The organism is Nonomuraea candida (assembly GCF_000725485.1).
Lineage (GTDB): Bacteria > Actinomycetota > Actinomycetes > Streptosporangiales > Streptosporangiaceae > Nonomuraea > Nonomuraea candida.
Map to the genome: position 1 here is coordinate 290,221 of NZ_JOAG01000009.1, position 23,786 is coordinate 314,006.

A 23,786-nucleotide genomic window follows, 5' to 3' on the forward strand; every position below is an offset into this window, starting at 1 on the left:
CCTGACGGGCGACTTCCTCGTGCGAGTTCGGCTCTCCGGCGTGCCGGTCACGCTCCGTGCCGATACGTTTCCGGAATGGAGTTGTTCACCCCGACGCTCGACTGGGGTACCGAGCTGTGGACATCGCTGGTGTGGATCGCCAAGGCGTGGGCGATCGCGGCGGTGTGCACCCTGGCGGTCCTCGTACTGATCGGCCGCTTCACCACGTGGGGCAGGCAGTTCTGGCGCATCACCGGCGCGTACTTCACCGGCCCGGAGAGCCTCAAGGTCTGGCTCTGGCTCGGCGTCCTGCTGTTGTCGGTGATCACCGGCGTCCGGCTGAACGTGCTGTTCAGCTACCAGGGCAACGACATGTTGTCCAGCCTCCAGGTCGCGGTCCAGGGCATGGCCGTCCGCGACGACCGGGTGAAGGTCTCCGGCGAGGGCGGCTTCTGGACGTCCCTGTGGGTCTTCTGCGTCCTGGCGGCGGTGCACATCGCCCGGCTGCTGCTGGACCTGTTCCTGTTCCAGCGGTTCGCACTGGCCTGGCGCGCGTGGCTCACCGACCGGCTGACCGGGGACTGGCTCGACGGCCGCGCCTACTACCGCTCGCGCTTCATCGACGACACCATCGACAACCCGGACCAGCGCATCCAGTCCGACATCGACGTGGTCACCGCCGGGAACGGGCCCCTGCCCAACCTGCCGAGCAACGGGGGGACGTCCAGCACGCTGCTGTTCGGCGCGATCTCCGCGGTCACCGCGATCGTGTCGTTCACCGCGATCCTGTGGAACCTCTCCGGCACGCTCTCCATCGGCGAGATGGACATCCCCCGGGCGATGTTCTGGATCGGGCTGGTCTACGTGCTGTTCGCCACCGTCGTCGCGTTCTGGATCGGCAAGCCGATCATCTGGCTGGCCTTCCGCAACGAGAAGTTCAACGCCGCCTTCCGGTACGCCCTGGTGCGCCTGCGCGACGCGGCGGAGGCGGTCGCGTTCTACCGGGGCGAGCTCGCGGAGCGCTCCGGGCTGCGCCGCCTGTTCGCCCCTGTCGTCGCCAACTACCAGCGCTACCTGAACCGGACCATCGGCTTCAACGCCTGGAACTTCGCGATCAGCCAGAGCATCGTGCCCCTGCCCTACCTGCTGCAGGCGCCCCGGCTGTTCGCCGCCGAGATCCGCCTCGGCGACCTCACCCAGTCGGCCTCGGCGTTCAACGAGATCCAGAACGGCCTGTCCTTCTTCAGGAACGCCTACGACGCCTTCGCCGGGTACCGGGCGGCGATCATCCGGTTGCACGGCCTGGTCGTCGCCGACGAGGAGGCCAGGCGACTGCCCGAGGTCACCACGCTGCCGTGCGCCGACGGCACGGTGCGGCTGGAGGCCGTCGAGGTCCGCACCCCCGACGGGCGGCAGCTGATCAAGCCGCTCGACCTGCGGCTCGACGTCGGCGACACGCTGGTCATCACCGGGCCGTCCGGCAGCGGCAAGACCACGCTGCTGCGCAGCCTCGCCGAGCTGTGGCCGTTCACCACCGGCAGGCTGACCCGGCCGTGCGGGCCGAACGAGACGATGTTCCTGTCACAACTGCCCTACGTGCCGCTCGGCGACCTGCGCGCCGTCGTCACCTATCCCGGCAGGGAGGGCGCCGCCGGTGACGAGGCCCTGCGGGAGGTCCTGCGCGAGGTCGCGCTGCCGCACCTCGTGGACCGGCTCGACGAGGTGCAGGACTGGGCCAAGGTGCTCTCCCCGGGGGAGCAGCAGCGGATCGCGTTCGCCCGGATCCTGCTGACCAGGCCCAAGGTGGTGTTCCTCGACGAGTCGACCTCGGCGCTGGACGAGCACCTGGAGTTCGTCCTGTACCAGCGGGTGCGCACGGAGCTGCCCGACACCATCATGGTCAGCGTCAGCCACCGCTCGACGGTCGAGCAGCACCACACCCACGAGCTCGCCCTGCTCGGCGCGGGCGAGTGGCGCTTCAGGCCCCTGGGGGACGACGCGCCCGAGCCCGCCCGGGTGTGACCGGGGAACGCGCTCGTCCACGGCAGGCGTGGGGGTGGGGCCTGGTCCGTGGCGGGCGCGACGGGCCTTCGGTCAGCGGCGCGTCAGCCGGATCGTCACCGTGCCGAACTCCTTCGCCGGGCCTTCGGCGAGCGTGCGCACCGGCTCGCCCGCCAGGTCCGCCATCACCACCTTGGTGACCCCGCCGCCGGAGGTCCTGGCCAGGTAGTGGTCACGGTCCAGCCAGCCGTCGAACTCCACGCCGTCGCCGAGCGGCACCTCGGCCGCGCGCTCCCCGGTGACGGCGTCCCACAGGCACAGGCCGCGGCGCGGCGGCGGGCAGCGGGTGCCGAACACCGTGCCGTACCTCGGGACGGTCGCCGCGTTGACGGCGAACAGGTCGCCCACGCCGGCGAACGAGCGCAGCCGCGCGCCCGTCAGGTCGTGCGCCCGGACCGTGCCGTCCTCGCCCTGGTGCAGCACGCTGCCGCCGGGCCCCCAGACGTACGGGCCGGGGCCGCCGCCCGGGACGTCGCGGACCGTGACGGCCCTGGTGACCGGGTCCACCACGACGAAGCCCTTGGCGCGCCGCTTCTTCCCCGCGCCCTGGTGCACGGTCAGCAGCAGGCGCTCGTCGTCGCTCCAGCGCAGGTCGGTGGTGTCGCCGGGCTTGTCGGAGGTGCGCAGCCGGACGTCCTCGCCGGTGCGGCGGTCCACCAGGCGCAGCTCGTTGAAGTCGGTGCGGGCCAGGTTGCCGAGGGTGAGGGCGGCGACGTACGCGCCGCCGGGGGAGACCACCGGCGTCTGGAAGCTGCCGAAATAGGTGAACGTCCCCGACCGGGGGTCACGGACGTACGCCGGGGAACCCGCCACCGAGCCGGCCGCCGCCCCGAAGGCCGACGACACCCACATCGGGTCCTCCGGATGGTCGTACACCGTGATCGGCCAGTCGGGGAGGCGGACGGTCGCCGCCGAGGAGGTCCGCATCGGCGCCGTGAGCGGCTGCGCCGGGCGCCCGGGAGCGGACGTGGCCACCTGCCCGGTGACCTGCCCGGTGACCTGCCCGGCCTGCCCGGTGATCTGGCCGGCCTGCCCGGCGGGCGGTCGCGCCAGCAGGTACGCCGCGCCGCCCGCCGCGAGCACCGCCAGCGCCGCGGCGGCGGCGCCGTACCGCGGCCGCCGCCGCGCCCCCGCGCGAGGCCCGCCGCTGCCCGCCCCGGCCACCTCACCCGGGACCTCGCCCCGCACCTCACCCGTGACCGGGGCCGGAGGCGGGGCGGCGGACTCCTGGCCGGTCGCGAGCAGGCGCCGGGGCGGCACGGGATGTCCCAGCAGCGTCAGCAGCGCGTGCGGCGCCGCCGGCCGCTCGGCCGGGTCCTTGGCCAGGCAGCGCAGCACCAGCTCCCGCAGATCACCCCGGAGATCGCCCACCTCGGGCTCCGCCGTGAGGATGCGGCTGACGACCACGGGGGTGGAGGCGGAGCCGAACGGCGGCCGGCCCGTGCCCGCCGCCACGATCGTGGCGGCCCACGCGAACAGGTCGGCCGGCGCGCCGGAGCCCGCCTCGGAGAACTGCTCGGGCGCCATGTACGGCGGCGTCCCCACCAGCTCGCCGGAGCCGCGCTCGCCCGCCTCCAGCCCGCGCGCGATCCCGAAGTCGATCACCCTCGGCCCGTCGCGCCCGAGCAGCACGTTGCCCGGTTTGAAGTCCCGGTGCACCACCCCGGCCTGGTGGATCGCCGCCAGCGCGGTCAGCGTGCCGATCGCCAGCCGGCGCAGCTCCGCGCCGCGCAGCGGCCCGCGCCGGGCGATCACCTGTGCCAGGGACGGGCCGTCCACGTACTCGCTGACGATGTACGGCACCCCGTCCAGGTCGCCGGTCTCCAGCACGTTCGCGGTGCAGAACGCCTTCACGCGCCGGGTCAGCTCGATCTCCCTGGCGAAGCCGGCCAGGCCGCCCGTCCCGTGGTCGCGCGCCGGGTCGTACCGCAACATCTTGACCGCGACCTTCTCGCCCCGCGGCGACTCCCCGAGGTACACCACCCCCTGGCCGCCCTCGCCGAGCCGCCCCAGCACGCGGTACGACGCCACCTTCACCGGGTCGCCGGCGAGCGGCGGCGTGGCCGGCACGGCGCTCACCGCGCGGGAGGCGCCCAGTTCAGGGCGCCGTTGACCGGGTTGACGTCGGCGAGCACCCGCGACACGTCGCCGGCCAGGTCCACGATGCGCACCTCGGCGCGGTTCTTGCGCTTCCCGTCCGGCTCCTGGACGAGCAGGTGGGCCTCGTCGAACCAGCCCAGCAGCCCCGTCTTCGGGCCGATCCCCGGCACGGTGGCCACGCGCACGCCGGTCTCGGCGTTCCACACGCACACGTTCCCGCCCTTGGGACAGATGGTGGCGAACAGCTTGCCGGAGGGGGAGAACCAGTCGCGGTTGCGCGGTTTGCCCACCCAGTGCATGCTCCGGATCACCTGGCCCGCGTCGTTGTAGAAGTCGACGCCGATGGCGTCGCCGTCGTGGTAGCCGCGTGCCAGCCCGCCGTCCGGGGTGAAGGTGAACGCCAGCGTGATGTCGTCGGCGTACTCCGACTCGACCACCCTGGCGGTCCTGGCGGCCACGTCCACCAGCGCGAAGCCGCTGATCCTGGTCCGCTTCTCATCGGTGATCGACAACACCAGCCGCCTGCCGTCGCGCGACCACGACGGGAACCACGTCTGCTTCGGCTTGCGCACGGTGGTGACCGAGAACCGCTCGCCCGTCTTGAGGTTGACGAACCTGACCTGGTCCAGGTCGGAGTCCTGGAACTTCAGCCACGGGTTCAGCGCCACCCACGCGCCGTCCGGCGAGACCACCGGCTCCTCGCCGAAGCCGACCTCCTTGAACGTTCCCGAGGCGTCCCTGGCGAACGCCTTGAACGGCTCCTTGGCCTGGAGGTACGCCGCCAGGCGCAGCGCGTCGGAGGGGTGCTCGTGCAGCGTGGCCCCGAGGTCGGGCAGCTTCACGTCCCGGTCGGCCCGCTTCGCCACCGGCGGCACGGGCGCGACCGTCGCCTCGGCCGTCACCTGCGGCGGCGCCGTGAGCACCGCTCCTGCCCGGCCCGGCGTCCCGTCCGCCTGGCCCGGCACCGCCCCCGCCCGTCCCGGCGTCGCTCCTGCCTGTCCCGGCGTCGCTCCTGCCTGTCCCGCCGCCTGGGACGGTGCCTGAGACGGCGCCGCGCCCGCGCTTCCGGCCGGCGCGGCGGCGACCGGCCTCTCCCGCTGATCCGCCGAGGTCAGCGCGTACACGCCGCCGCCCGACAACACGGCCCCCGCGACGAACGCGGCCACCGCGATCACCATCGGGCTCCGCCGGCGACGGGGTGCGGTGACGGCCGGCGTGACTTCCGCCAGGTCCGCTTCCGGGGCGTCCGAGGGAGCCGCCGAATCCCGCGTTCCCCGGGCGGCCCCGGGGGCCGTACCGGTCAGCAAGCTCGTCTCTCCCACCAGGCGTAACAACACCTCGCTCGCGGCGGGGCGGCGCGCCGGGTCCTTGTCCAGGCAGGCCAGCACCAGCTCGCTCAGGTCGCCCAGCTCCGGCGGCAGCTCCGGCTCGGCGCGGGCGATGCGGTTCACCGTGCCGGCCATCGAGCCGCCGTCGAAGGGCGAGCGGCCGGAGGCGGCGTACGCGATCGTCGCCCCCCACGAGAACAGGTCAGCGGCCGGGCCCGGCTCATCCCCCCGCAACCGCTCGGGAGCGGTGAACGCGGGGACCTCCACCTTGCGGGTCGTGGCCCCGCCGGTGGACTCCAGCGCCCGCGCCAGCCCCAACCCGATCACCCGGGGACCGTCCGGCCCGAGCACCACCGTGTCCGGCCCCAGGTCGCCGTGGACCGCTCCCGTCTGGTGCAGCGCGACCAGGGCCGTCACCGTCCCCACCGCGAACCGGTGCAGCGCCGCGTCGCGCGGGGGCTCGCCCGCCGCCACGGCCTCCCGCAGCGTCGGCCCGTCGATGAACTCGCTGATCACGAACGGCCGACCGTCCGCCAGCGTGCCGGAGCCGAGGACCTGCGCCGTGCAGAAGGCCGAGACGTCGCGGAGCGGCTCGACGGCCCTGAGGAAGCGGCCGGGATCGACGTCGGCGGGCAGCACCTTGACGACCACCCGCGCGCCGTCGCCGGTCTCCCCGAGATAGGTGCTCGCGCCCAGCCTCCCCACGAGCCGGCAGGACCCGATCCCCGTGGGATCTTCCTCACGCAGTGGCTGGATCACCGACATGTCCCGCGTACTCCCCTCGCCCCGCTCACCCCCGTAGATCACTCATTATGGTGATCTATCCCGGCGGCGCACCAGGGCACTCCCGGCTGACCTGCGCCCGCACCGGCCCGGCACGGAACGGTCGAAGGACGGGCACACGGGCGCGGATAAGCCGTCCCGGGGCGGGTGACGATCTATGGTGTTGGCACGGATTCCCCTCGGGAGGGCGTCACCATGACCGACGACGGCGAGCGAATGCTGGGCGGTCTGCTGAGCGCCAATCATCTGTCCGCGCTGGAGGAGGTCCCGGGGGAGGTCGCCGGGCACGCCCGGCTGGTCGGGTTCTCCGAGACGATGATCTTCGTCGCCGATCTCCAGCAGCAGTACCTGGTGCCGTTGCCCGGCCAGCACGACGTGTCCGGCGAGGCGCTGCGGCCCATCAGGATCGACGGCACGGTCGCGGGGCGCGCCTTCCGCAACGTGGAGATCGTCAGGGCCCGGCGCGTGGCCGACCCCGCCGAGGAGGAGGCGGCGCGGTCGTGGCCGGACGGCGAGGCCTCACAGCGGTTGTGGGTGCCGCTGCTGGACGGCACCGAGCGGGTCGGCGTGATCGGGCTGACCGCGCCGGTGAGCGCGCCGGCCGCCGAGCCGCTGGCCGGGCAGCTCGCCTCCCTGGTCGCGCTGCTGGTGATCAGCAAGCGCCCGCACAGCGACTCCTACGCCCGCCTGGTCCGCGCCCAGCCGATGGCGATGTCGGCCGAGGTGTTGTGGAACCTGCTCCCGCCGGGGACCTTCGCCAACGACAAGGTGGTGGTCAGCACGGCGCTGGAACCGGCGTACGAGGTGGGCGGGGACGCCTACGACTTCGCCATCAGCGGCGACACGCTGCACGTGTCGATCTTCGACGCGATGGGCCACGACACCTCCGCCGGCCTGACCGCCACCATCGCCATGGGCGCCTGCCGCAACAACCGCCGCCAGGGCAAGGACCTCCCGGCGACGAGCGAGGCGGCCGACGAGGCGATCGCCGAGCAGTTCACCGGACGGTACGCCACCGGCATCCTGGCCGACCTGGACCTGCGGACAGGCTGGCTGAGCTGGGTCAACCGGGGCCACCATCCCCCCTTGGTGCTGCGGGACGGCCGGCAGGTCGCCACCCTGTCGAGCGTGCCCGACCCGCCGATGGGCTTCCGGCTGGGCATCTCCACGGGCCTGCTGCGCTACCAGCTGCAGCCGGGGGACCGGCTGCTGTTCTACACCGACGGCGTCATCGAGGCCCAGAGCCCGGAGGGGGAGCTGTTCGGGCTGGAACGGTTCATCGACTTCGTCGTCCGCCGCGAGGCCGACGGCATGTCGGCGCCGGAGACGCTGCGCCGGCTGATCCAGAACATCCTGGAGCACCAGCGCGGCCGCCTCCAGGACGACGCCACCGTGGTCACGGTCGAGTGGCGCAGCCAGCGGCACCGGCAGCTCGTCCTGTGACGTGCGGGGCGGCGGGCGGGTCGCTCTGCTGCGACAACGTCTCGTGCAGCCGGTGCAGCACCGCGCGCAGGATCCGGGAGACGTGCATCTGCGAGATGCCGAACTCGGCGGCTATCTCGGCCTGGGTGCAGTTGCCGTAGAAGCGCAGGAGCAGGATGTGCTTCTCCCGGTCGGGCAGGGCGTCGATGAGCGGCTTGACGACGTGCGCGTCGAGCAGCGTGTCCAGCGTGTCGTCATGGTCGGCGAGCAGCTCGCCCAGCGTGACGGAGTCCTCCTCGCCGCTGATGGTCGGCACGTCCAGCGACAGCGTGCTGTAGGCGGCCGAGGCCTCCAGCACCAGCAGCACCTCCTCCTGCGACATGGCCATCCCGTCCGCCAGCTCGGCCACCGTCGGGGCGCGGCTCAGGTCCTGGGTGAGCTCCGCCGTGACCCGGTTGAGCTCGGCGCGGCGCTCCTGGTAGAGGCGCGGCACCCGCACCGCCCACGTACGGTCCCGGAAGTGGCGTTTGACCTCACCGATCATGGTCACGGCCGCGTAGCCGCGAAAGTCGTGACCGAGGCCGGCGTCGAACCCGTTGATGGACTTGACCAGGCCGACGTAGGCGGCCTGCAGCAGGTCCTCCATCGGCTCGCCCCGGTTGCGGTAGCGGTTGGCGATCTCCTTGGCCAGCCGCTCGTGCATCCGCACCAGCAGCTCGCGCAGCCGCGCCCGATCGGCGTCGGAGGTCTCCGGCGCCACCATCCGCGTCAAGAGGTGTTCGGCGGTCGTGCTCTCCGCACGCGTGAGGTCCTGAACGGTCATGTCCTGCTCCATGTCTGGCAGGCCGCCCCGTCAGGAAAAAGCGCCGCGAGGGAGCACACCTCGGCTGGTATCGAGAGGAAGCCTTCTGCCGGGCTTCCTCCGCACTCCTACCCTGACGTGCCCGCATACCCCCGCCGCCCCGCCACAGTAGTGTCACCCTCCTGCGCGGTTTGACGACGGGGGCAGCCGGTCGGCGCCGGCGGGCCCGTTATCGGCGCAGCTGATGAGGCAGGCTCGGATCGCGCATTTCCCCCGGCCCGCCCGTCCCCTTGACTGGTGGTGACCAGACGGCGCAGCTCGCGTCGCTGCCACGGTGAGGGCGTCGTCATGACCCTGGACGCACAACGCACGAACACGACCGGCCGCGCGGGCCTGAACGGCCAGATCCCGCGCTGCGATCACGTGGCCGAGCTCCCGGTCGTGGAGCCCGGACCGCCCGAGTGCGCGGAATGCCGGCGCCTCGGCCGTCCCTGGACGCGGTTGCTGGTGTGCCTGAGCTGCGGATGGGTGGCCTGCGCCGACGACTCGCGGGGCGGCCACGCGCGCGCCCACTACGAGGAGACCGACCACCCGGTCGTCGCCGCCCTGGCGCCCGGATCGACCTGGCGCTGGTGCTACGTGCACCGCCGCACCGTCTAGCCGCCTTCCACCCGCACCGATGACCCCACCGTACAGACGAGATGAAAGAGACCTTATGACCACTTCCGAACAGACGGCGGAACGCCGGCACGACTACGACGGCACCTCGCCCTTCCCCGGAGCGGAGGAGCACGTCCCGGCCGGACGGCTCCAGGTGGCGCTGACGGGGACGATCGTGGTCCTGCCGTTCGCCGCGCTGGCCGTCGCGATCTTCCTGGCCTGGGGGAGCGGGGTCACGCTCACCGACCTGCTGCTGGCCGCGGTCCTGTACGTGGTGACCGGCCTGGGAGTGACGGTCGGCTTCCACCGGCTGCTCACCCACGCCTCCTTCACCGCCCGGCCCTGGCTGCGCGTGGCGCTGGCGGTCGCCGGCTCGATGGGCTTCCAGGGCAACGTGATCGACTGGGTGGCGGTGCACCGCCGCCATCACGCGTTCACCGACCGGCCCGGCGACCCGCACTCCCCCTACCGCTACGGCACCGGCCTGCGCGGCCAGCTCCGCGGGCTCGCCCACGCCCACCTGGGCTGGCTGTTCGCCGACGACCCGACCCCGCCCGCGCGCTACGCCCCCGACCTGCTGGCCGACCCGGCCATGGCCCGCGTCGCACGCGCCTTCCCCGCGTTGTGCGCGCTGTCGCTGGCGCTGCCGTTCCTGGCCGGATGGGCGATCACCGGCACCCTGTACGGCGGCCTGACCGCCTTCCTGTGGGCCGGCCTGATCCGCGTCGCGCTGCTCCAGCACGTCACCTGGAGCGTCAACTCCCTGTGCCACGTCATCGGGACCAGGCCCTTCCGGACCCGCCGCCACGACCGCTCGACGAACCTGTGGCCGCTGGCGCTGCTGTCCTTCGGCGAGAGCTGGCACAACGGCCACCACAGCGAGCCGAGCTGCGCCCGCCACGGGGTCGACCGCGGCCAGCTCGACCCGTCCGCCGCCCTGATCGCCGTGTTCGAGCGGCTCGGCTGGGCCGGGAACGTGCACTGGCCCGACCGCCGGCGCATGCAACGCCGCCGCTCCGGCCCTCCTCCACGAACCGGCACCGCCATGTGATGCCTAGAGTGGAGGAGACGGCCCGGATAGGCGCCGCCCGGGCGGGAAGGGGTGGCGAGCATGGAGCTGCGTCAGTTGCGCTATTTCGTGACCCTGGCAGAGGAGTTGCACTTCGGGCGGGCCGCCGCGCGGGAGCACATCGTGCAGTCCGCGCTGAGCCAGCAGATCCAGCGGCTGGAACGCGAGCTGGGCGTGCGCCTGCTGAACCGCAGCACCCACCACGTCGACCTGACCGCCGCGGGCGCGGCCTTCCTCGTCGAGGCCCGGCAGATCCTCGATCACGTGGGCCGGGCCGCGCAGGCGGCGCGCAACGCCGCCGGGTCCGCGCCCGTGCTGCGGGCCGGCATCATCGACGCCGGCTACGACACCATGCCGCAGATCCTGCGCGAGCTCCAGCACGCCCATCCCGGCCTCACCATCCACCAGGTCGAGGCGGGCACTCCGGAGCAGTATCGCCAGCTGGCCGACGGCCGCCTCGACATCGCCATCGGGCACGCCTCACAGGCTCCGGCCGAGGTGACCTCCAAGCTGGTCAGGCTCGATCCGCTCGGCGTGCTGGTACCCGACGAGCACCGCTTCGCCGAGCTCGGCGGCGTGCCCGTCGCCGCCCTCGCCGACGAGCTCCTGCTGCTCGGCGAGGAGTCGCAGACCCCGGAGCTCAACCAGTTCGTCATCACGTTGTGCCGCTCCGCCGGGTTCGCGCCCGCCGTCTACGAGGGCACCGTGCAGAGCAGCCGGGCCGCCGCCGACCTCGTGCTCCAGCACCGCTGCGTGCACTGCGTCCCCTCCTCCTTCCGCACCTCCAACCGGCCGGGCACCACCTGGCGGCCCCTGGTCGAACCCGCCACGCACTACCCCTGGTCGCTGCTGTGGCACCAGGACAACCCCTCGCCGCACATCGCCACCGTCATCGACAGCGCCCGGCGGCTGGCCGAGCGGCTCGGCTGGCTGGAGCCGATCGGCTCCGAGCCCGGGGAAGGCGCCCCGAGCGTCACCAGCCACCCGTAGCCGGTCCCGCCGCTCAGATCGCCGGTCCCGCCGCTCAGATCGCCGGTCCCGCCGGTCAGATCAGGCGGCAGCGCTCTCCCACCAGGTCACCGTGCCAGGAGAACACGCTGCCGCAGGAGTGGGTGCCGCGGGCGTCGCCCACCATGACGACGACGGTCACCTGGTAGTAGCCCGCGCCGGCGCACGCGTGGGCGGACAGCCTGTGGTACTCGCCGTCGGGGGTGCGGGTGCCGGAGAAGCACTCGTGGTAGCCGTCCGCCCTGGCGGGGGCGGCGGCGAGAGAGACGGCCAGGAGCGCGGCGCCGGTCGCGGCGGCGAGGCGTCTGAGAGTCATGCCCCGACCGTAGAGGCGTGCGCGGCGCCTTCCCAGATGCGGTTGTCACCTCCGGATGTGCGTTCCTCACAACGAGGGGACACCCGGCCGGCCGGGTGACCGGCCGCGCGGCCCCCGCTCACGGCCGGTTCGGGCCGGAACGTCCGGTAGCGGCCGGAGTGGAAGACGAGCGGCTCCCCTTCGGCCCGCTGATGGTGTTCCACCGCCCCGACGAAGATGTGGTGGTCGCCGCCGTCGTGGACGCGTTCGGTCCGGCAGACGAAGTGGGCCAGCGTCCCCGCGAGGACCGGCGGCGCCGCGCCGAGCAGCTCCACCCCGGCGAACTTGTCGGCCGAGGGCGTGGCGAAGCGCCTGGACAGGTGGTCCTGGCCGGCGGCGAGCACGTTCACCGCGAACCGCCCGGCGCGCAGGAAGAGCGGCGCGCTCGGCGCCCGGTTCGACAGGCACCAGAGCACCAGCGGCGGATCGAGCGAGACCGAGGTGAAGGAGTTGACGGTCACGCCCGCCCGCCGCCCGTCGGCGGTCGCCGTCGTGATCACCGCCACCCCGGTCGCGTACTGCCCGAGGGCCTCGCGCAGCGATCTCATGCCGCGACCCTGCTCAGGTAGTCCTCGGCCCGGCCGGCGTCCATGAACCACTCGGCGTAGTCGGAGGGGTCGTCGAAGCCGTTGACGAAGCGCGAGGCGATCTCCGGCCGCTGCCCGGCGGCGCCCAGCAGCGCCAGGTGGTGCGGCTCGGCCGGGGCCAGCAGCGCGTTGGTCCAGCTCGTGACGTGCCGGGCCTGCTCCCAGTACAGCTCGAAGGTGCGCCGCATCCAGTCCGCGTCGAACGGCCGCGCCCCGCGTTCCACGATGGCCCGCAGGTACGTGGCGGCGCACTTGGCGGCGTTGTTGCTGCCCTGCCCGGTGATCGGATCGTTGAGCACCACGACGTCGGCGACGCCCAGCACCGGCGCGCCGGAGGGCAGGACGGCCACGGGACGGCGGACCGTGGGGGCGAAGCGGCCGGTCAGGACCGCGTTGTCGTCGGTGAGCTCGATCCCGGCGCAGCGCTCGGCCTCCCACGGGAAGAAGGTCTCCAGGACGCGGCGGCCGCGCGCCAGGTGCTCGGCGGGGGTGCGCACGTCGCCCCAGCAGTCCATGGGGCCGCCCGGCACGCCCTCGAACACCATGATCTCGCAGGGCCCGGTGTGCGTGAGCCCGGGGAAGACGAAGTACTCGCCCACGCCGGGGAGCAGGTTGAAGCAGACCGCCGAGTGATCGGGCCGGGGCGCGAGACCGTTGACGTAGGTGACCGCGAGCGCGCGCTGCGGGGTCGCGTACGGCGAGCGTGCCGGGTCCCGCTCGAACAGCGAGGCGATCTGCCCCTTGCCCGCGGCGACCAGCACCAGGTCGTGGCGGGCGGCGTAGCCCTCCAGGTCCTCGGGGGTGGCGTCGTGCAGGACGAGCGTGCCGCCGAGCCGCTCGAACTCGGCCAGCCAGGCCGGCATCTTCAGCCGCTGGTCCACCGCGCGGGCCGGGACGTGCAGCCGCGCCGCCCAGTCGAGCGCCTTGCCGCCGCCGGGGCCGGGGACGGTGAGCGCGATGCCCTCGATGGGCGGGCAGACGTCGGCCCACCAGTCGAGGCCGACCTCGCGCTCGCGGGCCTGCGCGGTGCCGAACATGGCCTGCCCGGACATCACCCGGCCGTCGCGGATGGACTCGGGGGTGCGGTTGGAGACGAGGGTCACGTCGTAGCCGTGCCGGAGCAGGCCGATGGCCAGGTGGAGCCCGGCCTGACCGGCGCCGACGACGAGGATGTCACGCATGGTGGGGTGTCCCTTCGGTGTCAGGAGTGGAGGTGGTGATCGGCGCCTGACAGAAAGGTACGACCGGCGCGACCGCCCGGGCCATCCGCTGAACGCGGACTTCATCCACCTGACGCGGAACCTCTGCGCAACGTCTCCGACGGCGGCTGCCCGTACCGTTCGCGGTACTGGGCGGCGAAACGTCCCTGGTGCAGGAAGCCCCACCGGGCGGCCACCGTGGTCACCGTGGCCCTGGCGGGGTCGGCCGTGCTCAGCTCGTCGTGCACCCGCGCCAGTCGCACCCGCCGCAGGTGGGCCATCGGGGTCAGCCCGAGATGCGCGCGGAAGCCCTCCTGGAGCGAGCGGCTGCTGACCGCGACGGCGCCGGCGATGTCGGTGGTGGTGAGCGGGAGGTGCGCGTGCCCCTCGATGAACTCCATCGCCCGGCGCACGACCTTCGGCAGCGCGGGCGGCCTGGGCGCGCTCAGCCGCTCCAGGTAGTTGGAGGGCTGCATGGTCAGCAGCAGGGTGATCAGCGCGTTCTCCAGGTGCGCGATGGCCAGCGGGTGGCCGCTCAGCCCGTCGTCGCGCTCGGCCTCCCTGACGAGCAGGTCGGCCAGGTCCCGCCAGGACCGGCTCCAGCCCGTCGTCAGGTCCAGGCCGAGGTCGAAGACGACCGGGCCGTCGAGCGGCTCGCCGAGCATCTGCTCCAGCGCGCGCTCGATCGCGACGCGCTCGAACTTGACCAGGAGCTGGGGGCAGCCGGCCGCCCAGCGCATGTCGAGGTGGCGGGTCGGTGAGGGCAGCGAGGCCAGGGAAGGGGTCGAGACGATCTCCTGGTCGCCGGCGCGGATCAGGCTGCGCCCCATGAGCGGGATCATGACCAGGAAGAACGTGTCGAGGTCGCCCGGTTCGATGTGCACGCCGGCCCCGTAGTCGAGGTAACTCACGCGGACCGAGCCGAGCTGCACCGAGTTGAACCGGGCCGACAGCAGGTCCGCGTCCCCGGCCAGATCCAGCCGGTGCGGGCAGAACACCTTGGCGACCTCGCCGCGGACCTCGTCGAGGTCGGAGCTGGCGAAGACGGCACGGTTGCTGAGGAGCACACCAGATGATCGGCGGGCTCGCCCGGGGCGTTCCAGGTAAAAGGACGCACAACGTCGCGCTGCCCGGAGCGGCGTCCCCGGGCCTCCGGCGGCCCGGGGCCCCGGCCCGGGCCGCCGGATCAGCCGATCGGTGGAGTCCGGCACGGCCGACCGGCGGGGACCCGGTTCAGCCCCTGGCCCGTGCGATCGGTTGATGCGCGCCCGGTCGCCGCCCTGGGACGGTGATGAGGCCCAGCGGTCAGCGGACCAGGACACGAAGGGACCGGGATGGATCAGCCGAGGAGCAACCAGGTGAGCCGTCGTACGCTGCTCACCGGCACGGGCGCCGTGACGATCGGCGCCGCAACGAGTGGCGCCGCGACGAGCGGCCCCGTGACGAGTAGTCCCGTGACGAGCGGTCCCGTGGCGCGCGAGCCCGCGGGAAGCGGGCCCTCGGCTTTCGGGCCGGTCACGGTCCGGCCCGGCGACCCCCGGTACACCGGCCTGCTGCGCGGCAACAACTTCCGCTTCGTGGGCCGCCCGGAGGAGATCCGGGTGGCCGGCTCCACCGATCAGGTGGTGCGCGCGGTGTCCGACGCGATGCGTGCCGGACGCCGGATCGCCGCGCGCAGCGGCGGCCACTGCTTCGAGAGCCTCACCGCCGACCCGGCGGTGAAACTGCTGCTCGACCTCTCGCCGATGGACGAGGTCGGCTACGACGCCGGCATGCGCGCGTTCTCGGTGGGGCCGGGCGCCACGCTCGGGCACGTGTACCGCACCCTGTTCAAGGGATGGGGCGTGACGATCCCCGCGGGCAGCTGTCCGGGCGTCGGCGCCGGCGGCCACTTCTGCGGCGGCGGGTACGGCGCCCTGTCCCGCCGGTACGGCTCCGTGGTGGACCACCTGTACGGCGTGGAGGTCGTGGTGGCCGACCGGGACGGCGCCGCCCGCGCGGTCGTCGCCACCAGCGAGCCCGGCGACCCGAACCGCGACCTGTGGTGGGCGCACACCGGCGGTGGCGGCGGCAACTTCGGCGTGGTCACCCGCTACTGGCTGCGCTCGCCCGGCGCCACCGGCGATCCGTCGCGGCTGCTGCCGCCCTCGCCGAGCGACATGCTGGAGGCCGTGGTCGCCTGGCCCTGGGAGGGCATGACCGAGCGGGCGTTCACCCGGCTGGCGGGCAACTTCGGCGCCTGGCACGAACGCAACAGCGCCCCCGGCGCGCCGGCCACCGGCCTGTACGCGATCCTCATGCTGTCGCACCGCAGCGCCGGGTACCTCTCGCTGGCCGTGCAGACCGACGCGGCCCTGCCCGGCGCCGACCGGCTGGTGAACGGGCTCGTGTCCGAGGTCACCGCGGGCACTGGTCTCGAACCGGTCGCCGACCTGCGGCGGACGATGCCGTGGCTGCACAGGATGACCTGGCCGGGCACCGGCGAGTCCGGCGACGCGGGCGCCCGCCGGTACAAGAACAAGGCCGCCTACCTGCGCCGCTCCCTGACCGGCGCCCAGCTCGCCACCGTCCACCGCCACCTGACCGGCCCCGGCGGTGACGCCGGTGCCGGCCTGCTGCTCATCGGCTACGGCGGCCAGGTGGGCGCGGTGCCGCCGCACGCCACCGCCCTCGCGCAACGCGACTCGGTCATGAAGGCGGTCTACTACACGTCCTGGGCCGACGAGTCGGACGACGCGGCCCGGCTCTCCTGGATCCGCGCCTTCTACCGGGACGTGTACGCCGGCACCGGGGGCGTGCCGGTGCCCGGCGAGGTCAGCGACGGCTCCTACATCAACTACCCCGACGCCGACCTGGCAGATCCGGAGTGGAACAGCTCGGGCGTGCCGGCGAGCACGCTCTACTACAAGGGCAACCACCCTCGCCTCCAGCGGATCAAGGCGCGCTGGGACCCGCGCGGCGTCTTCCGGCACGCCCTGTCCATCGATCCGCCGGGGGCGGGCGGCTGAGGCCGGCCCGGGCGCGGGGGTGACCCTGCTCAGCCCGAGCCTGCTCAGGCTGATCCCCGCTCAGGCCGACCCGCTCAGGCCGACCCGCTCAGGCCGACCCGCTCAGGCCGACCCGCTCAGGCCGATCCGGCGCAGGCGTTGCGGTCGGCGGGGCGGCCGTCCAGGGCGTCGCGGAGCGCGGCGGCGAAGGCCGGGTAGTTGATCGGGGGCGCGTCCGGGCCCTCCAGGACGGCGTCGCGCACGCAGGCGCGGAACACCTCGCTGAACACCGGGTAGGAGGGGGAGGCGGGCCGGGTCACGGTGTTCTGCAACCCGGCGTGCACCGCTGCGGCCAGCGTGCGCAGGTCCTCGGGGCCGATCGCGCCGCGGGGGTCCTCCTCGCTCCTCTTCTCGCAGGCCGTGGGGCGGGTGCGGAACTCGTCGTACACGGCCCTGAGCACCGGCGGGTAGCCGCCGCAGGCGAACAGCCTGCTCTGGTGCTCCTTCCCGGTCAGGAAGCGGATGAGCTCCATCGCCTCCTCCGCGTGCGGGGAGTCCTTGGCGATGGCCAGGTTGAAGCCGCCCAGGACGCCGCGCGTGGGGAACCTGCCGACCTCGAAGCGCAGCGCCCCGCCGGCGGTGTGCAGGGCCGGGTCGGCGGCCAGCTCGTGGAAGGAGAACGCCCAGTTGCGCAGGTAGCCGATGTCGGCTCGGCGGAACTCGCGCATGCTCGTGCGCTCCTGGAGGTTCGCGTGGCCCGGCCGGCGCTCCAGGAGCGCGCGCGTCATCTCGCTCCACCGCCGCAGCGCTTCCTCCGCCCTGGCCGCGTCGCCCGGCTCGTCCAGCACCACGCGGTCGCCGTCCATGAGCCGGGCGCCGCCGGAGAGCATCGCCTCCAGCAGGTTGACCGTGCCGCCCTCGTAGTCGTCGAGCTGGGCGGCGTAGCCGTGCCGTCGCGCCAGACTCAGGAACTCGTCGAGGTCACGGGGGTAGGGCAGGTCCGACTTGTAGTAGAGCACGGGGATGTTGGTGCCGAAGGGGACGGCGTACTGGGTGCCGTCCACCTCGCCGGTGCGCAGGGCCTGCGGGACGAAGGCCGCGCGCTGCTCCTCGGTGAGCGGCGTCTCCTGGAGGAACCCGTTGCGCGCGAACTCCGGCACCCAGGCCACGTCCATGATCAGGACGTCGTAGGCGCAGCGGCCGGCCTGGGCCGCGGAGATCATCTCCTTGCGCTCGTCGTCGGTGGTCTCGCCCACCTCGATCAGCGTCACCCGGGGCCGGTGCCGCGCGTTCCACTCGTCGAACAGCTCCCGCCGGTAGGTGCTGGCGCTGATGTCGTCACCGGCCGCCACCCGCAGGCCCGTCTGCAGGTGCGGCGGGCACGTACGCTCCGGCCGCGCCGGCCGGCCGGTCGCCGTCAGATAGGCAAGGACGCTCACGGTCGCCAGGAAGGCGACGCCCGCCACCACCCGCTCGGTGAGCGACCGGCCGATCACCGGGCCCGCCCGCGCATCGCGGAGACCAGGTCACGCAAGGCGTCCTCCAGGTTGTTGTGGGCCACGGCGGCGCAGGTCACCCCGCCCTCGGGCGCGGGGCCCCGCCCGAGCCCGGGCGGGCAGGCCGCGTCGCCGACCACGAGGATGTGCACGTCCAGGACGGTCCGCGCGTCCCTCGCCGCCCGCTCGATGGCCCGCGCCACCTGGTCGTCCTTCTCGTCCGACCGGAACGGGCCGCCGTCGGTGATCACGACGACGGGTCTGCCCGGCGCGTCGAGCCGGCCGCCCAGCTCGCGCAGCACCTGGGAGATCGGCGCGTCCCTCGCGCGCGCCGGGCCGGGCACGAGCCGGGTCAGCAGCCGGTCCCAGTCGCGCCGGTGGTAGACGGCGGAGTCGAACCTGACCACCCGCCCGCCGTCCGCGGGCCGGTGGAACAGGCTCACCGACAGCCTGTCGTCGAGGCCCAGCGCGGGGCGCACGGCGGCGAACGCGTCCCGGATCCTGGCCAGCAGCGAGGAGGGCGACTCCGCCATCGAGCCCGAGCCGTCCAGCGCCACCTGGACGCTCATGGACGGCAGCTTGGCGCTGATCCGCTCGCGGACGGCGCCGAGGTCGTGATTCATCGGCGTCCCGGCGGGGCCCGGGCGCGCGTCGAGGGGACGCCTGTCCCTCAGCCAGCCGGCCAGCTCGCGCACCGCCTCCTGGCGCACGCGGTCGTCGCCGGGCCAGGTCAGCCCGTAGATGGGGTGCGTCAGGAGCGCTCCACCCTCGGGTTTCACGTCCCTGAGCGCGTCGGAGTTGCTCAGTGGCGGGCCCGGGCAGCCGGGCAGGCCCGGCCCGCCGGCGTTGAGGTCGTCGACGGCGCGGGACGGCACGAGGAAGGCGAGGTGCCGCCGCTCGCCCGCCGGTCCCGTACGGAAGCGGCACAGCGTCTCCACCACGGTGCCGCCGAGCCCGGCGCTGCGCGCCATGTCCTTGCCGCTGTCGGTGTCGACGACCTGCGCGGCGGCCACCAGCCCGGCCACCGACAGGCTCGGCTCGGGATAGACCAGGCGCATCCGCAGCCGCTCCCTGGCGGCCGACAGCGCCGCGTCGAGGCTGCGGCCCTGGCCGCGCCCGGGCAGGAACCGGTCGAAGTCGCCGTAGCGCAGGTTCGCCACCGCGAGCGTCATCCGGTCGGTGCCGGCCTCGCCCAGCGGGACGGCCGCCACGGGCGAGGCCGGGCCGAGCACCAGGCCGAGCTCCTCCGTCGTGGTGGCCACCCACAGGTCGGGGCGCGGGATGAGCAGCCGCGTGTACGGGTCGCCGTGCTGGTTGTACCCGTCGCGCTGCCAGTCGTTCTCGAAGCCGTACGCCAGCTCCTCGACCGACGCCTCGGGATAGACCGAGACGCGGTGCAGCGCGCACCCGTGCTCCGACCGGTCACGGACGAATTTCTCGACGTCGGCGCGGAGCGCGGCCACGTTCTCCGGCGCGGTCATGACGGTCAGCTCCTCCGGCGAGCCGCACGGCACGAACCCCAGCTGCCGGTACGCCCACCCGCCCCCCAGGCCCAGCGCGACCACGCACGCCCCCGCGACGGCGGCCAGGTAGACCGCCGGCAGCAGCCGGAACACGGAGGCGAGGCGCAGCGTCGCCGCCGGCCGGCGCAGGCCGTGCGGGATCCACCCGCAGAGCCATCGCCACACCCGCCCGGCCCGCTCGGCGACCGCCCGCCGGAGCCTGCGCGGGCTCAGCCGGGACGCGGCCCCCAGGACCAGGAAGGCCACGCCGACGAGCAGCGCCATCCCGACGTAGTGGCCGCCGGGGAACCGGTCGGTGAAGGTGGCGAAATCGGTCCAGACCCGGGTGACGATCACGCCGACCAGCGTGCTCACCACCGCCTGGACCACGATGGCACGCGGGTGGTCCTGGCGCGGCGGCGGGCTCTCGTCTCCGCCGTCGTGCGGGTCGTGCTCGCGCGAACGTGATGACGGCATGGGGGCTTCCGTGGGACCGGCGCGGCGTACGGGAACGGGTTGGCGACGTTCGGTGGCGCTTGGGGATACTAACCGCTGGACCTGCCCGCCGTGGCGGCAATGCCTTTTCGCTTCACGCCGCCGGCGCGCTCGCGTGCGGCCACGCCCCGGCCGCCGCGCCGCCCGCCGTCACGATGCCGCCGTCACGATGCCCGGCAGCAGGTCCGGCTCCGCGCCGCCGGCCGCCGCACAATAGGGCGATATTTATTGATAAATGCGCCCAATTTTGCCCGCATTTAATTCAATTGACGCTCGTTCCGGGCCCTTGATAAATTCGCGAATGGTCGTGCAAGACGATCGCGGAAAGGATGCAGAATGCCCGAGCGGATCGCGTTCCCCGCCGACGAGGACCTCGCTTTCGAGGCCAGGACCGACGGCTACGCCCAGACGGAGAAGTCCCTCGACTCCTACAGCCCCAACTGGAAGAGCATCGAGCTGCCGTAGCCGGAAAACCCGCCGGGGCGGCAGCCGAGCCCCCGTCGCCCCGGCCCCTCGACAGAGAAAAGCGATGCATCGGACCTCCATCTGCGGCGTCCTTTACGTGGACGACGGACATCTCGTCTGGGACGATTATCTCAACCATCGGCAAGTCGCTCTGGCGAGCGGCACGGAAACATTTCTGGCGGCCTTCAGACGCCCGCGGGAAATAGCGCGGGTGCTCGCCGGGCACGACGACCCCCACAGCCGCGAGCACGCCGAACGCGTCATCCGGGCGCTCGTCGGCGCCGAGATCCTCGTCGAGCTGGGCTCGCCCCGCGACCTCCGGGAGCAGCACATGAGCGCGGCGTGGGCCCCCTGGTCGCCCCTCGCCAGGGCGTTCCACTACTCGACCCGGTTCCTCGACTCCAACCTGTTCCTGTCCGAGGCCGAGCAGGACGAGCAGCTCCGGCGCAAGCTGGCGGCCGACCCGCCGCCGCCGGCGTTCAAGAAACACCCGGACGCGCTCGACAGCGTCCCGTTCGCGGCCGACGCCTCCTGCGCCGGCACGCTCGTCGAACGCGATCTCCTGACGCTGCTCTACAACCGGCGCAGCGTGCGGTCATTCTCCGGCGACGACATACCGGGGGAGAAGCTGGCGGCGCTGCTGGCGATCACGGCCGCGCCGATCAGGAGCAGCGACGTCAGCCGGACGACGCTCAAGACGAGCCCGTCCGGTGGCGGCAGGCATCCGACCGAGCTCTACGTCTACGCGCGCAGAGTGGCCGGCGTCCCCGAGGGGCTCCACCACTACGACGCCCGGCACCAGGTGCTCGACCGCCTCACCCCGCCGCTCGCCGACGACCTGCTGGTGCACGTGTGCGGCGACCAGACCTGGACCCGCGACGCGTCCGCGTACCTCTTCTTCACCAGCGTGTTCGCCCGCAACAAGTGGAAGTACAAGGTCTCCCGCTCCTACCGCATCCTGCACTACGACGTCGGGCACCTGAGCCAGACGGTCTATCTCCTGACGGCGGCGATGGGGCTTTCCTGCACGTTCACCGCGGCGCTGCGCGACGAGACCCTCTCCCGGCTGCTGGAGCTCGACGACGCCACGGAGCTGGTCATGGGGTGCGCGGTGATAGGCGCCGGGCCGGCCCCGGGCCGCGCATGAGCCGCGGGCCGGGCAAGGCGGTGCGGGCCGGCACCCACCGCGCCGTCCCGCCCGAGGAGACGCTGAGCCGGGTCGCCCCGCACCTGCCGCGCGTCGGCATCACCCGGATCGCCGACATCACCGGCCTCGACCACATCGGCATACCGGTGTGGCAGGCGTGCCGGCCCCTGTCCACCACTCTGTCCGTGTCGCAGGGCAAGGGCCTGACCGACGCGCTGGCGCAGGCGTCGGCGGTGATGGAGTCGATCGAGCTCTGGCACGCGGAGACCGCCCGGGCGAGCGTGCGAAGGGACACCCCGGAAGGTCTCGGGCCCGAGCTCTCCTACGACCCGGCGCGCCTTCCGCTCGCCTACGGCAGCCTGCTGACCCCGCGCACGCGCCTCGACTGGGTCCGCGCGCAGCCCGTCCTGCCCGGTGCCCGCGACGGCGACCGGCCCCGCTGGCTGCCGCACGAGCTCGTCCGCCTCGACGGCACCGTACGCGACCGCTGGGCGATCCCCCTCTTCCGGCCCTCGACGAACGGGCTGGCCGCCCCCCGCCCTGCTCAGGAAGGCGGTGACCAGGGCGTTCCGGCTGCTGCCCGACGTCACCCCGGACGCCGAGGCCGGCCGCCGGCTGCGCCGCGCCGGGCTCGACGCCCGGGCGCTCGACGTGCACCGCCTCGCCACCGCGATGAACCGCGACGCCGAGTCCCGCCGCCCCGGCTTCTCCGTGGAGGGCATCCCCGACGAACGCTTGGCGCAACTGGCGGGCGACCTCTACGGTGTCGGCCCGGACGAGCTGGAGATCGCCGCCAGAATGCGCGGCATCTCCGGCGCCGACGCCCTGATCAGCGCGCTGCGGCCCTATTACCTGCTCGCGAAATACAACCCGGAAACCGTGGCGATCCCGCTGGACGTTTCCTGATGACCCGGAGGCATCCCTGATCTCGGCATACGCGCGCGCCTGGCGTGTTGTGCGCGGCTCCCGCGCGATGACGCTGCTGGCCCTCATCACCGGGGTGAACGCCGTCGGAAACGGCCTCTACGCCACGATCAGCGCCCTCTACTTCACCACCGTGCTCGGCCATTCGCTGACCCTGGTCTCCGCGGTGCTCTTCACGGCGATGCTCCTGGCCATGGCGGCCGACCTGGTCGGCGGCCGGCTGGCCGACACCAGGGGACCCCGCCGGGTGTTCCGGGCCGGTCTCGTCGTGTCCCTGGCAGGCATGGCGGCGATGCTCGCCGCGGGCGAGACCGCCGTCTTCGTCGCCGCGGGGCTGCTCGCCGGCCTCGGCCAGGGGCTGTGCATGTCGTCGAACGTGGCGCTCATCCGCCGCGCCGCCGGCGCCGACGCCGTGCTGGCGCGCGCCACGCTGCGCACCTTCCTGACCGCCGGCCTCGCGCTGGGCGGCCTCGCCGGCGCGGGCGTGCTCGCGGTGGGGGCGCCGGAGGGCTACCTGGTCGCCGTCGCGGTCAACCTCGTCACCTTCCTGTGGTGCGCGCTGCTGGCCGGGAGACTCGAGGTGCCCGGCAGCCCCGCGACCGGCCCCGGGCGGCCGGCCGGGCTGTTCCACGTCTATCGCGATCGCCGGTTCATGACGTTCGCGGGCATCTCGGCGCTCATCTCGGTGCACAACCACGTCCTGCCCTTCGCCGTGCCGCTCTGGCTGGCGCTCACCCATCCGCGGCTGACCTGGCTGGCGGGCATCGCCCTGGTCGTCAACACCGTGCTGGGCGTGGTGCTGCAGCTCCACGCGAACGCCCGGGTGAGCTCCGGGCGCGGCGCCGTCCTCGCCTTCCTCCTGGGCGGGGTGACCATCGGGGCGTCCTACCTCGTCTTCGCCTGGACGGCGCGGGCCTCCCTCGTCACCGCGGCCGTGCTCGTGCTGGGGTTCGCCGTCGTCTACTCGCTCGGCGAGGTCACGCTGGCGGCCGGGGCGATGGACCTGCAGTTCAGGGTGGTGCCGGGCGAGCTGCAGGGCCAGTACAGCGCGGCCTTCGGCACCCTGCACGGTCTCGCGTCGGCCGCCGCCCCGGCGGTGCTCGGCCTGGTCGTCTCGTCCGGCGGCGCGCTCGGCTGGCTGGCCCTCGCGGCGGCGACGGGGCTGCTGGCGTCGCTGGTGCTCGTCGTGGGGCGGAGGTTCGAGTTCCGGCCCGTCGGCTGATCACCTGGCGGCCCGGCGCGCGGCGGCTCCGTGAACGTTTCAGGCCGCGATCCGTCCGGCGCCTCCTCCGGCGGGCGCGCCGCCGGGTGAAGACCGGAGCTCATCCGTCCGGGACGGGCGACGTACGGACGGGCGGCCGCCGGGGCGTGGGCCCGGGGGTGGCCGCGTCCTCGTGAACGGGCTCTCCCGGACGTA

At 73.5% G+C, this 23,786-nt stretch carries 19 protein-coding genes and 1 pseudogene; 11 read left to right on the forward strand and 9 right to left on the reverse strand.

Features of this window, described 5'->3' with window-relative positions; genetic code table 11:
- Nucleotides 1-75 precede the first annotated feature (75 nt).
- Nucleotides 76-2,001 carry an ABC transporter ATP-binding protein/permease gene (locus IO39_RS09645; RefSeq protein WP_043619191.1) on the forward strand — a complete coding sequence of 642 codons (1,926 nt, stop codon included), beginning with the start codon at nt 76-78 and terminating at the stop codon, nt 1,999-2,001.
- Nucleotides 2,002-2,073: 72 nt separating this feature from the next.
- Here IO39_RS09645 and IO39_RS50425 read toward each other — a convergent pair whose 3' ends face one another.
- Nucleotides 2,074-4,119 carry a serine/threonine-protein kinase gene (locus IO39_RS50425; RefSeq protein ID WP_052422653.1) on the reverse strand — a complete coding sequence of 682 codons (2,046 nt, stop codon included), beginning with the start codon at nt 4,117-4,119 and terminating at the stop codon, nt 2,074-2,076.
- Nucleotides 4,116-6,233, reverse strand: a complete 2,118-nt coding sequence (locus IO39_RS50430) for a WD40 repeat domain-containing serine/threonine protein kinase (protein ID WP_052422654.1) — start codon at nt 6,231-6,233, stop codon at nt 4,116-4,118. The genes IO39_RS50425 and IO39_RS50430 overlap by 4 nt, the downstream gene beginning before the upstream one ends.
- A gap of 213 nt (nt 6,234-6,446) precedes the next feature.
- On the opposite strand from IO39_RS50430, the gene IO39_RS09660 reads away from it, so the two are divergent.
- On the forward strand, nt 6,447-7,694 hold the full coding sequence (locus IO39_RS09660) for a PP2C family protein-serine/threonine phosphatase (protein ID WP_043619194.1): 1,248 nt from the start codon (nt 6,447-6,449) through the stop codon (nt 7,692-7,694).
- On the opposite strand, the gene IO39_RS09665 is transcribed toward IO39_RS09660, so the two are convergent.
- A complete protein-coding gene (locus IO39_RS09665; RefSeq protein WP_084772604.1) occupies nt 7,648-8,496 on the reverse strand; it encodes a SigB/SigF/SigG family RNA polymerase sigma factor in 849 nt (282 codons plus the stop codon). The genes IO39_RS09660 and IO39_RS09665 overlap by 47 nt on opposite strands.
- Nucleotides 8,497-8,823: 327 nt before the next feature.
- Here IO39_RS09665 and IO39_RS09670 point away from each other — a divergent pair, with 327 nt between their 5' ends.
- From IO39_RS09670 to IO39_RS09680, 3 genes are read left to right on the forward strand one after another with little or no spacing between them, the layout of a single operon-like run.
- On the forward strand, nt 8,824-9,135 hold the full coding sequence (locus IO39_RS09670) for a UBP-type zinc finger domain-containing protein (RefSeq protein WP_084772576.1): 312 nt from the start codon (nt 8,824-8,826) through the stop codon (nt 9,133-9,135).
- 55 nt (nt 9,136-9,190) lie between these two features.
- Nucleotides 9,191-10,186, forward strand: a complete 996-nt coding sequence (locus IO39_RS09675; RefSeq protein ID WP_043619196.1) for an acyl-CoA desaturase — start codon at nt 9,191-9,193, stop codon at nt 10,184-10,186.
- 60 nt (nt 10,187-10,246) lie between these two features.
- The gene (locus IO39_RS09680) at nt 10,247-11,194 is read left to right on the forward strand and encodes a LysR family transcriptional regulator (RefSeq protein ID WP_157548111.1); all 948 of its coding nucleotides are present in this window, start codon (nt 10,247-10,249) and stop codon (nt 11,192-11,194) included.
- Between the two features lie 55 nt (nt 11,195-11,249).
- Here the strand turns inward: IO39_RS09680 and IO39_RS09685 are convergent, their stop codons facing one another.
- The 4 genes from IO39_RS09685 to IO39_RS09700 all read right to left on the reverse strand — a co-directional run bounded on the left by IO39_RS09685 (nt 11,250) and on the right by IO39_RS09700 (nt 14,420).
- The gene (locus IO39_RS09685) at nt 11,250-11,528 is read right to left on the reverse strand and encodes a hypothetical protein (RefSeq protein ID WP_043619198.1); all 279 of its coding nucleotides are present in this window, start codon (nt 11,526-11,528) and stop codon (nt 11,250-11,252) included.
- Complete coding sequence (locus IO39_RS54250; protein WP_157548113.1) at nt 11,525-12,115, reverse strand: flavin reductase family protein; 591 nt, start codon at nt 12,113-12,115, stop codon at nt 11,525-11,527. Before IO39_RS54250 ends, IO39_RS09685 begins: the two co-directional genes overlap by 4 nt.
- Nucleotides 12,112-13,335 (reverse strand): styrene monooxygenase/indole monooxygenase family protein, encoded by a 1,224-nt coding sequence (locus IO39_RS09695; protein WP_043619200.1) that lies wholly within the window; start codon nt 13,333-13,335, stop codon nt 12,112-12,114. Before IO39_RS09695 ends, IO39_RS54250 begins: the two co-directional genes overlap by 4 nt.
- A 101-nt stretch (nt 13,336-13,436) precedes the next feature.
- On the reverse strand, nt 13,437-14,420 hold the full coding sequence (locus IO39_RS09700; RefSeq protein ID WP_043619202.1) for an AraC family transcriptional regulator: 984 nt from the start codon (nt 14,418-14,420) through the stop codon (nt 13,437-13,439).
- 291 nt (nt 14,421-14,711) lie between these two features.
- On the opposite strand from IO39_RS09700, the gene IO39_RS09705 reads away from it, so the two are divergent.
- Nucleotides 14,712-16,361 carry an FAD-binding oxidoreductase gene (locus tag IO39_RS09705; RefSeq protein WP_043619476.1) on the forward strand — a complete coding sequence of 550 codons (1,650 nt, stop codon included), beginning with the start codon at nt 14,712-14,714 and terminating at the stop codon, nt 16,359-16,361.
- 116 nt (nt 16,362-16,477) lie between these two features.
- Here IO39_RS09705 and IO39_RS09710 read toward each other — a convergent pair whose 3' ends face one another.
- Complete coding sequence (locus tag IO39_RS09710) at nt 16,478-17,836, reverse strand: extracellular solute-binding protein (protein WP_043619207.1); 1,359 nt, start codon at nt 17,834-17,836, stop codon at nt 16,478-16,480.
- Complete coding sequence (locus IO39_RS09715; protein ID WP_043619208.1) at nt 17,833-19,815, reverse strand: vWA domain-containing protein; 1,983 nt, start codon at nt 19,813-19,815, stop codon at nt 17,833-17,835. The genes IO39_RS09710 and IO39_RS09715 overlap by 4 nt, the downstream gene beginning before the upstream one ends.
- 354 nt (nt 19,816-20,169) lie before the next feature.
- Here IO39_RS09715 and IO39_RS58830 point away from each other — a divergent pair, with 354 nt between their 5' ends.
- The 5 genes and pseudogenes from IO39_RS58830 to IO39_RS09730 all read left to right on the forward strand — a co-directional run bounded on the left by IO39_RS58830 (nt 20,170) and on the right by IO39_RS09730 (nt 23,591).
- Complete coding sequence (locus IO39_RS58830; RefSeq protein ID WP_281200066.1) at nt 20,170-20,298, forward strand: hypothetical protein; 129 nt, start codon at nt 20,170-20,172, stop codon at nt 20,296-20,298.
- A 211-nt stretch (nt 20,299-20,509) separates the two neighbouring features.
- Entirely contained in the window at nt 20,510-21,445 is a 936-nt protein-coding gene (locus tag IO39_RS09720; protein WP_052422657.1) for a SagB/ThcOx family dehydrogenase, read from the forward strand.
- Nucleotides 21,442-21,969: pseudogene (locus IO39_RS59615) on the forward strand (YcaO-like family protein); the annotation flags it as partial. The gene IO39_RS09720 and the pseudogene IO39_RS59615, both read left to right, overlap by 4 nt.
- Nucleotides 21,970-22,000: 31 nt before the next feature.
- The gene (locus tag IO39_RS57560; protein WP_043619220.1) at nt 22,001-22,351 is read left to right on the forward strand and encodes a hypothetical protein; all 351 of its coding nucleotides are present in this window, start codon (nt 22,001-22,003) and stop codon (nt 22,349-22,351) included.
- Between the two features lie 67 nt (nt 22,352-22,418).
- Nucleotides 22,419-23,591 (forward strand): MFS transporter, encoded by a 1,173-nt coding sequence (locus IO39_RS09730; protein WP_157548117.1) that lies wholly within the window; start codon nt 22,419-22,421, stop codon nt 23,589-23,591.
- Nucleotides 23,592-23,786: the final 195 nt, after the last annotated feature.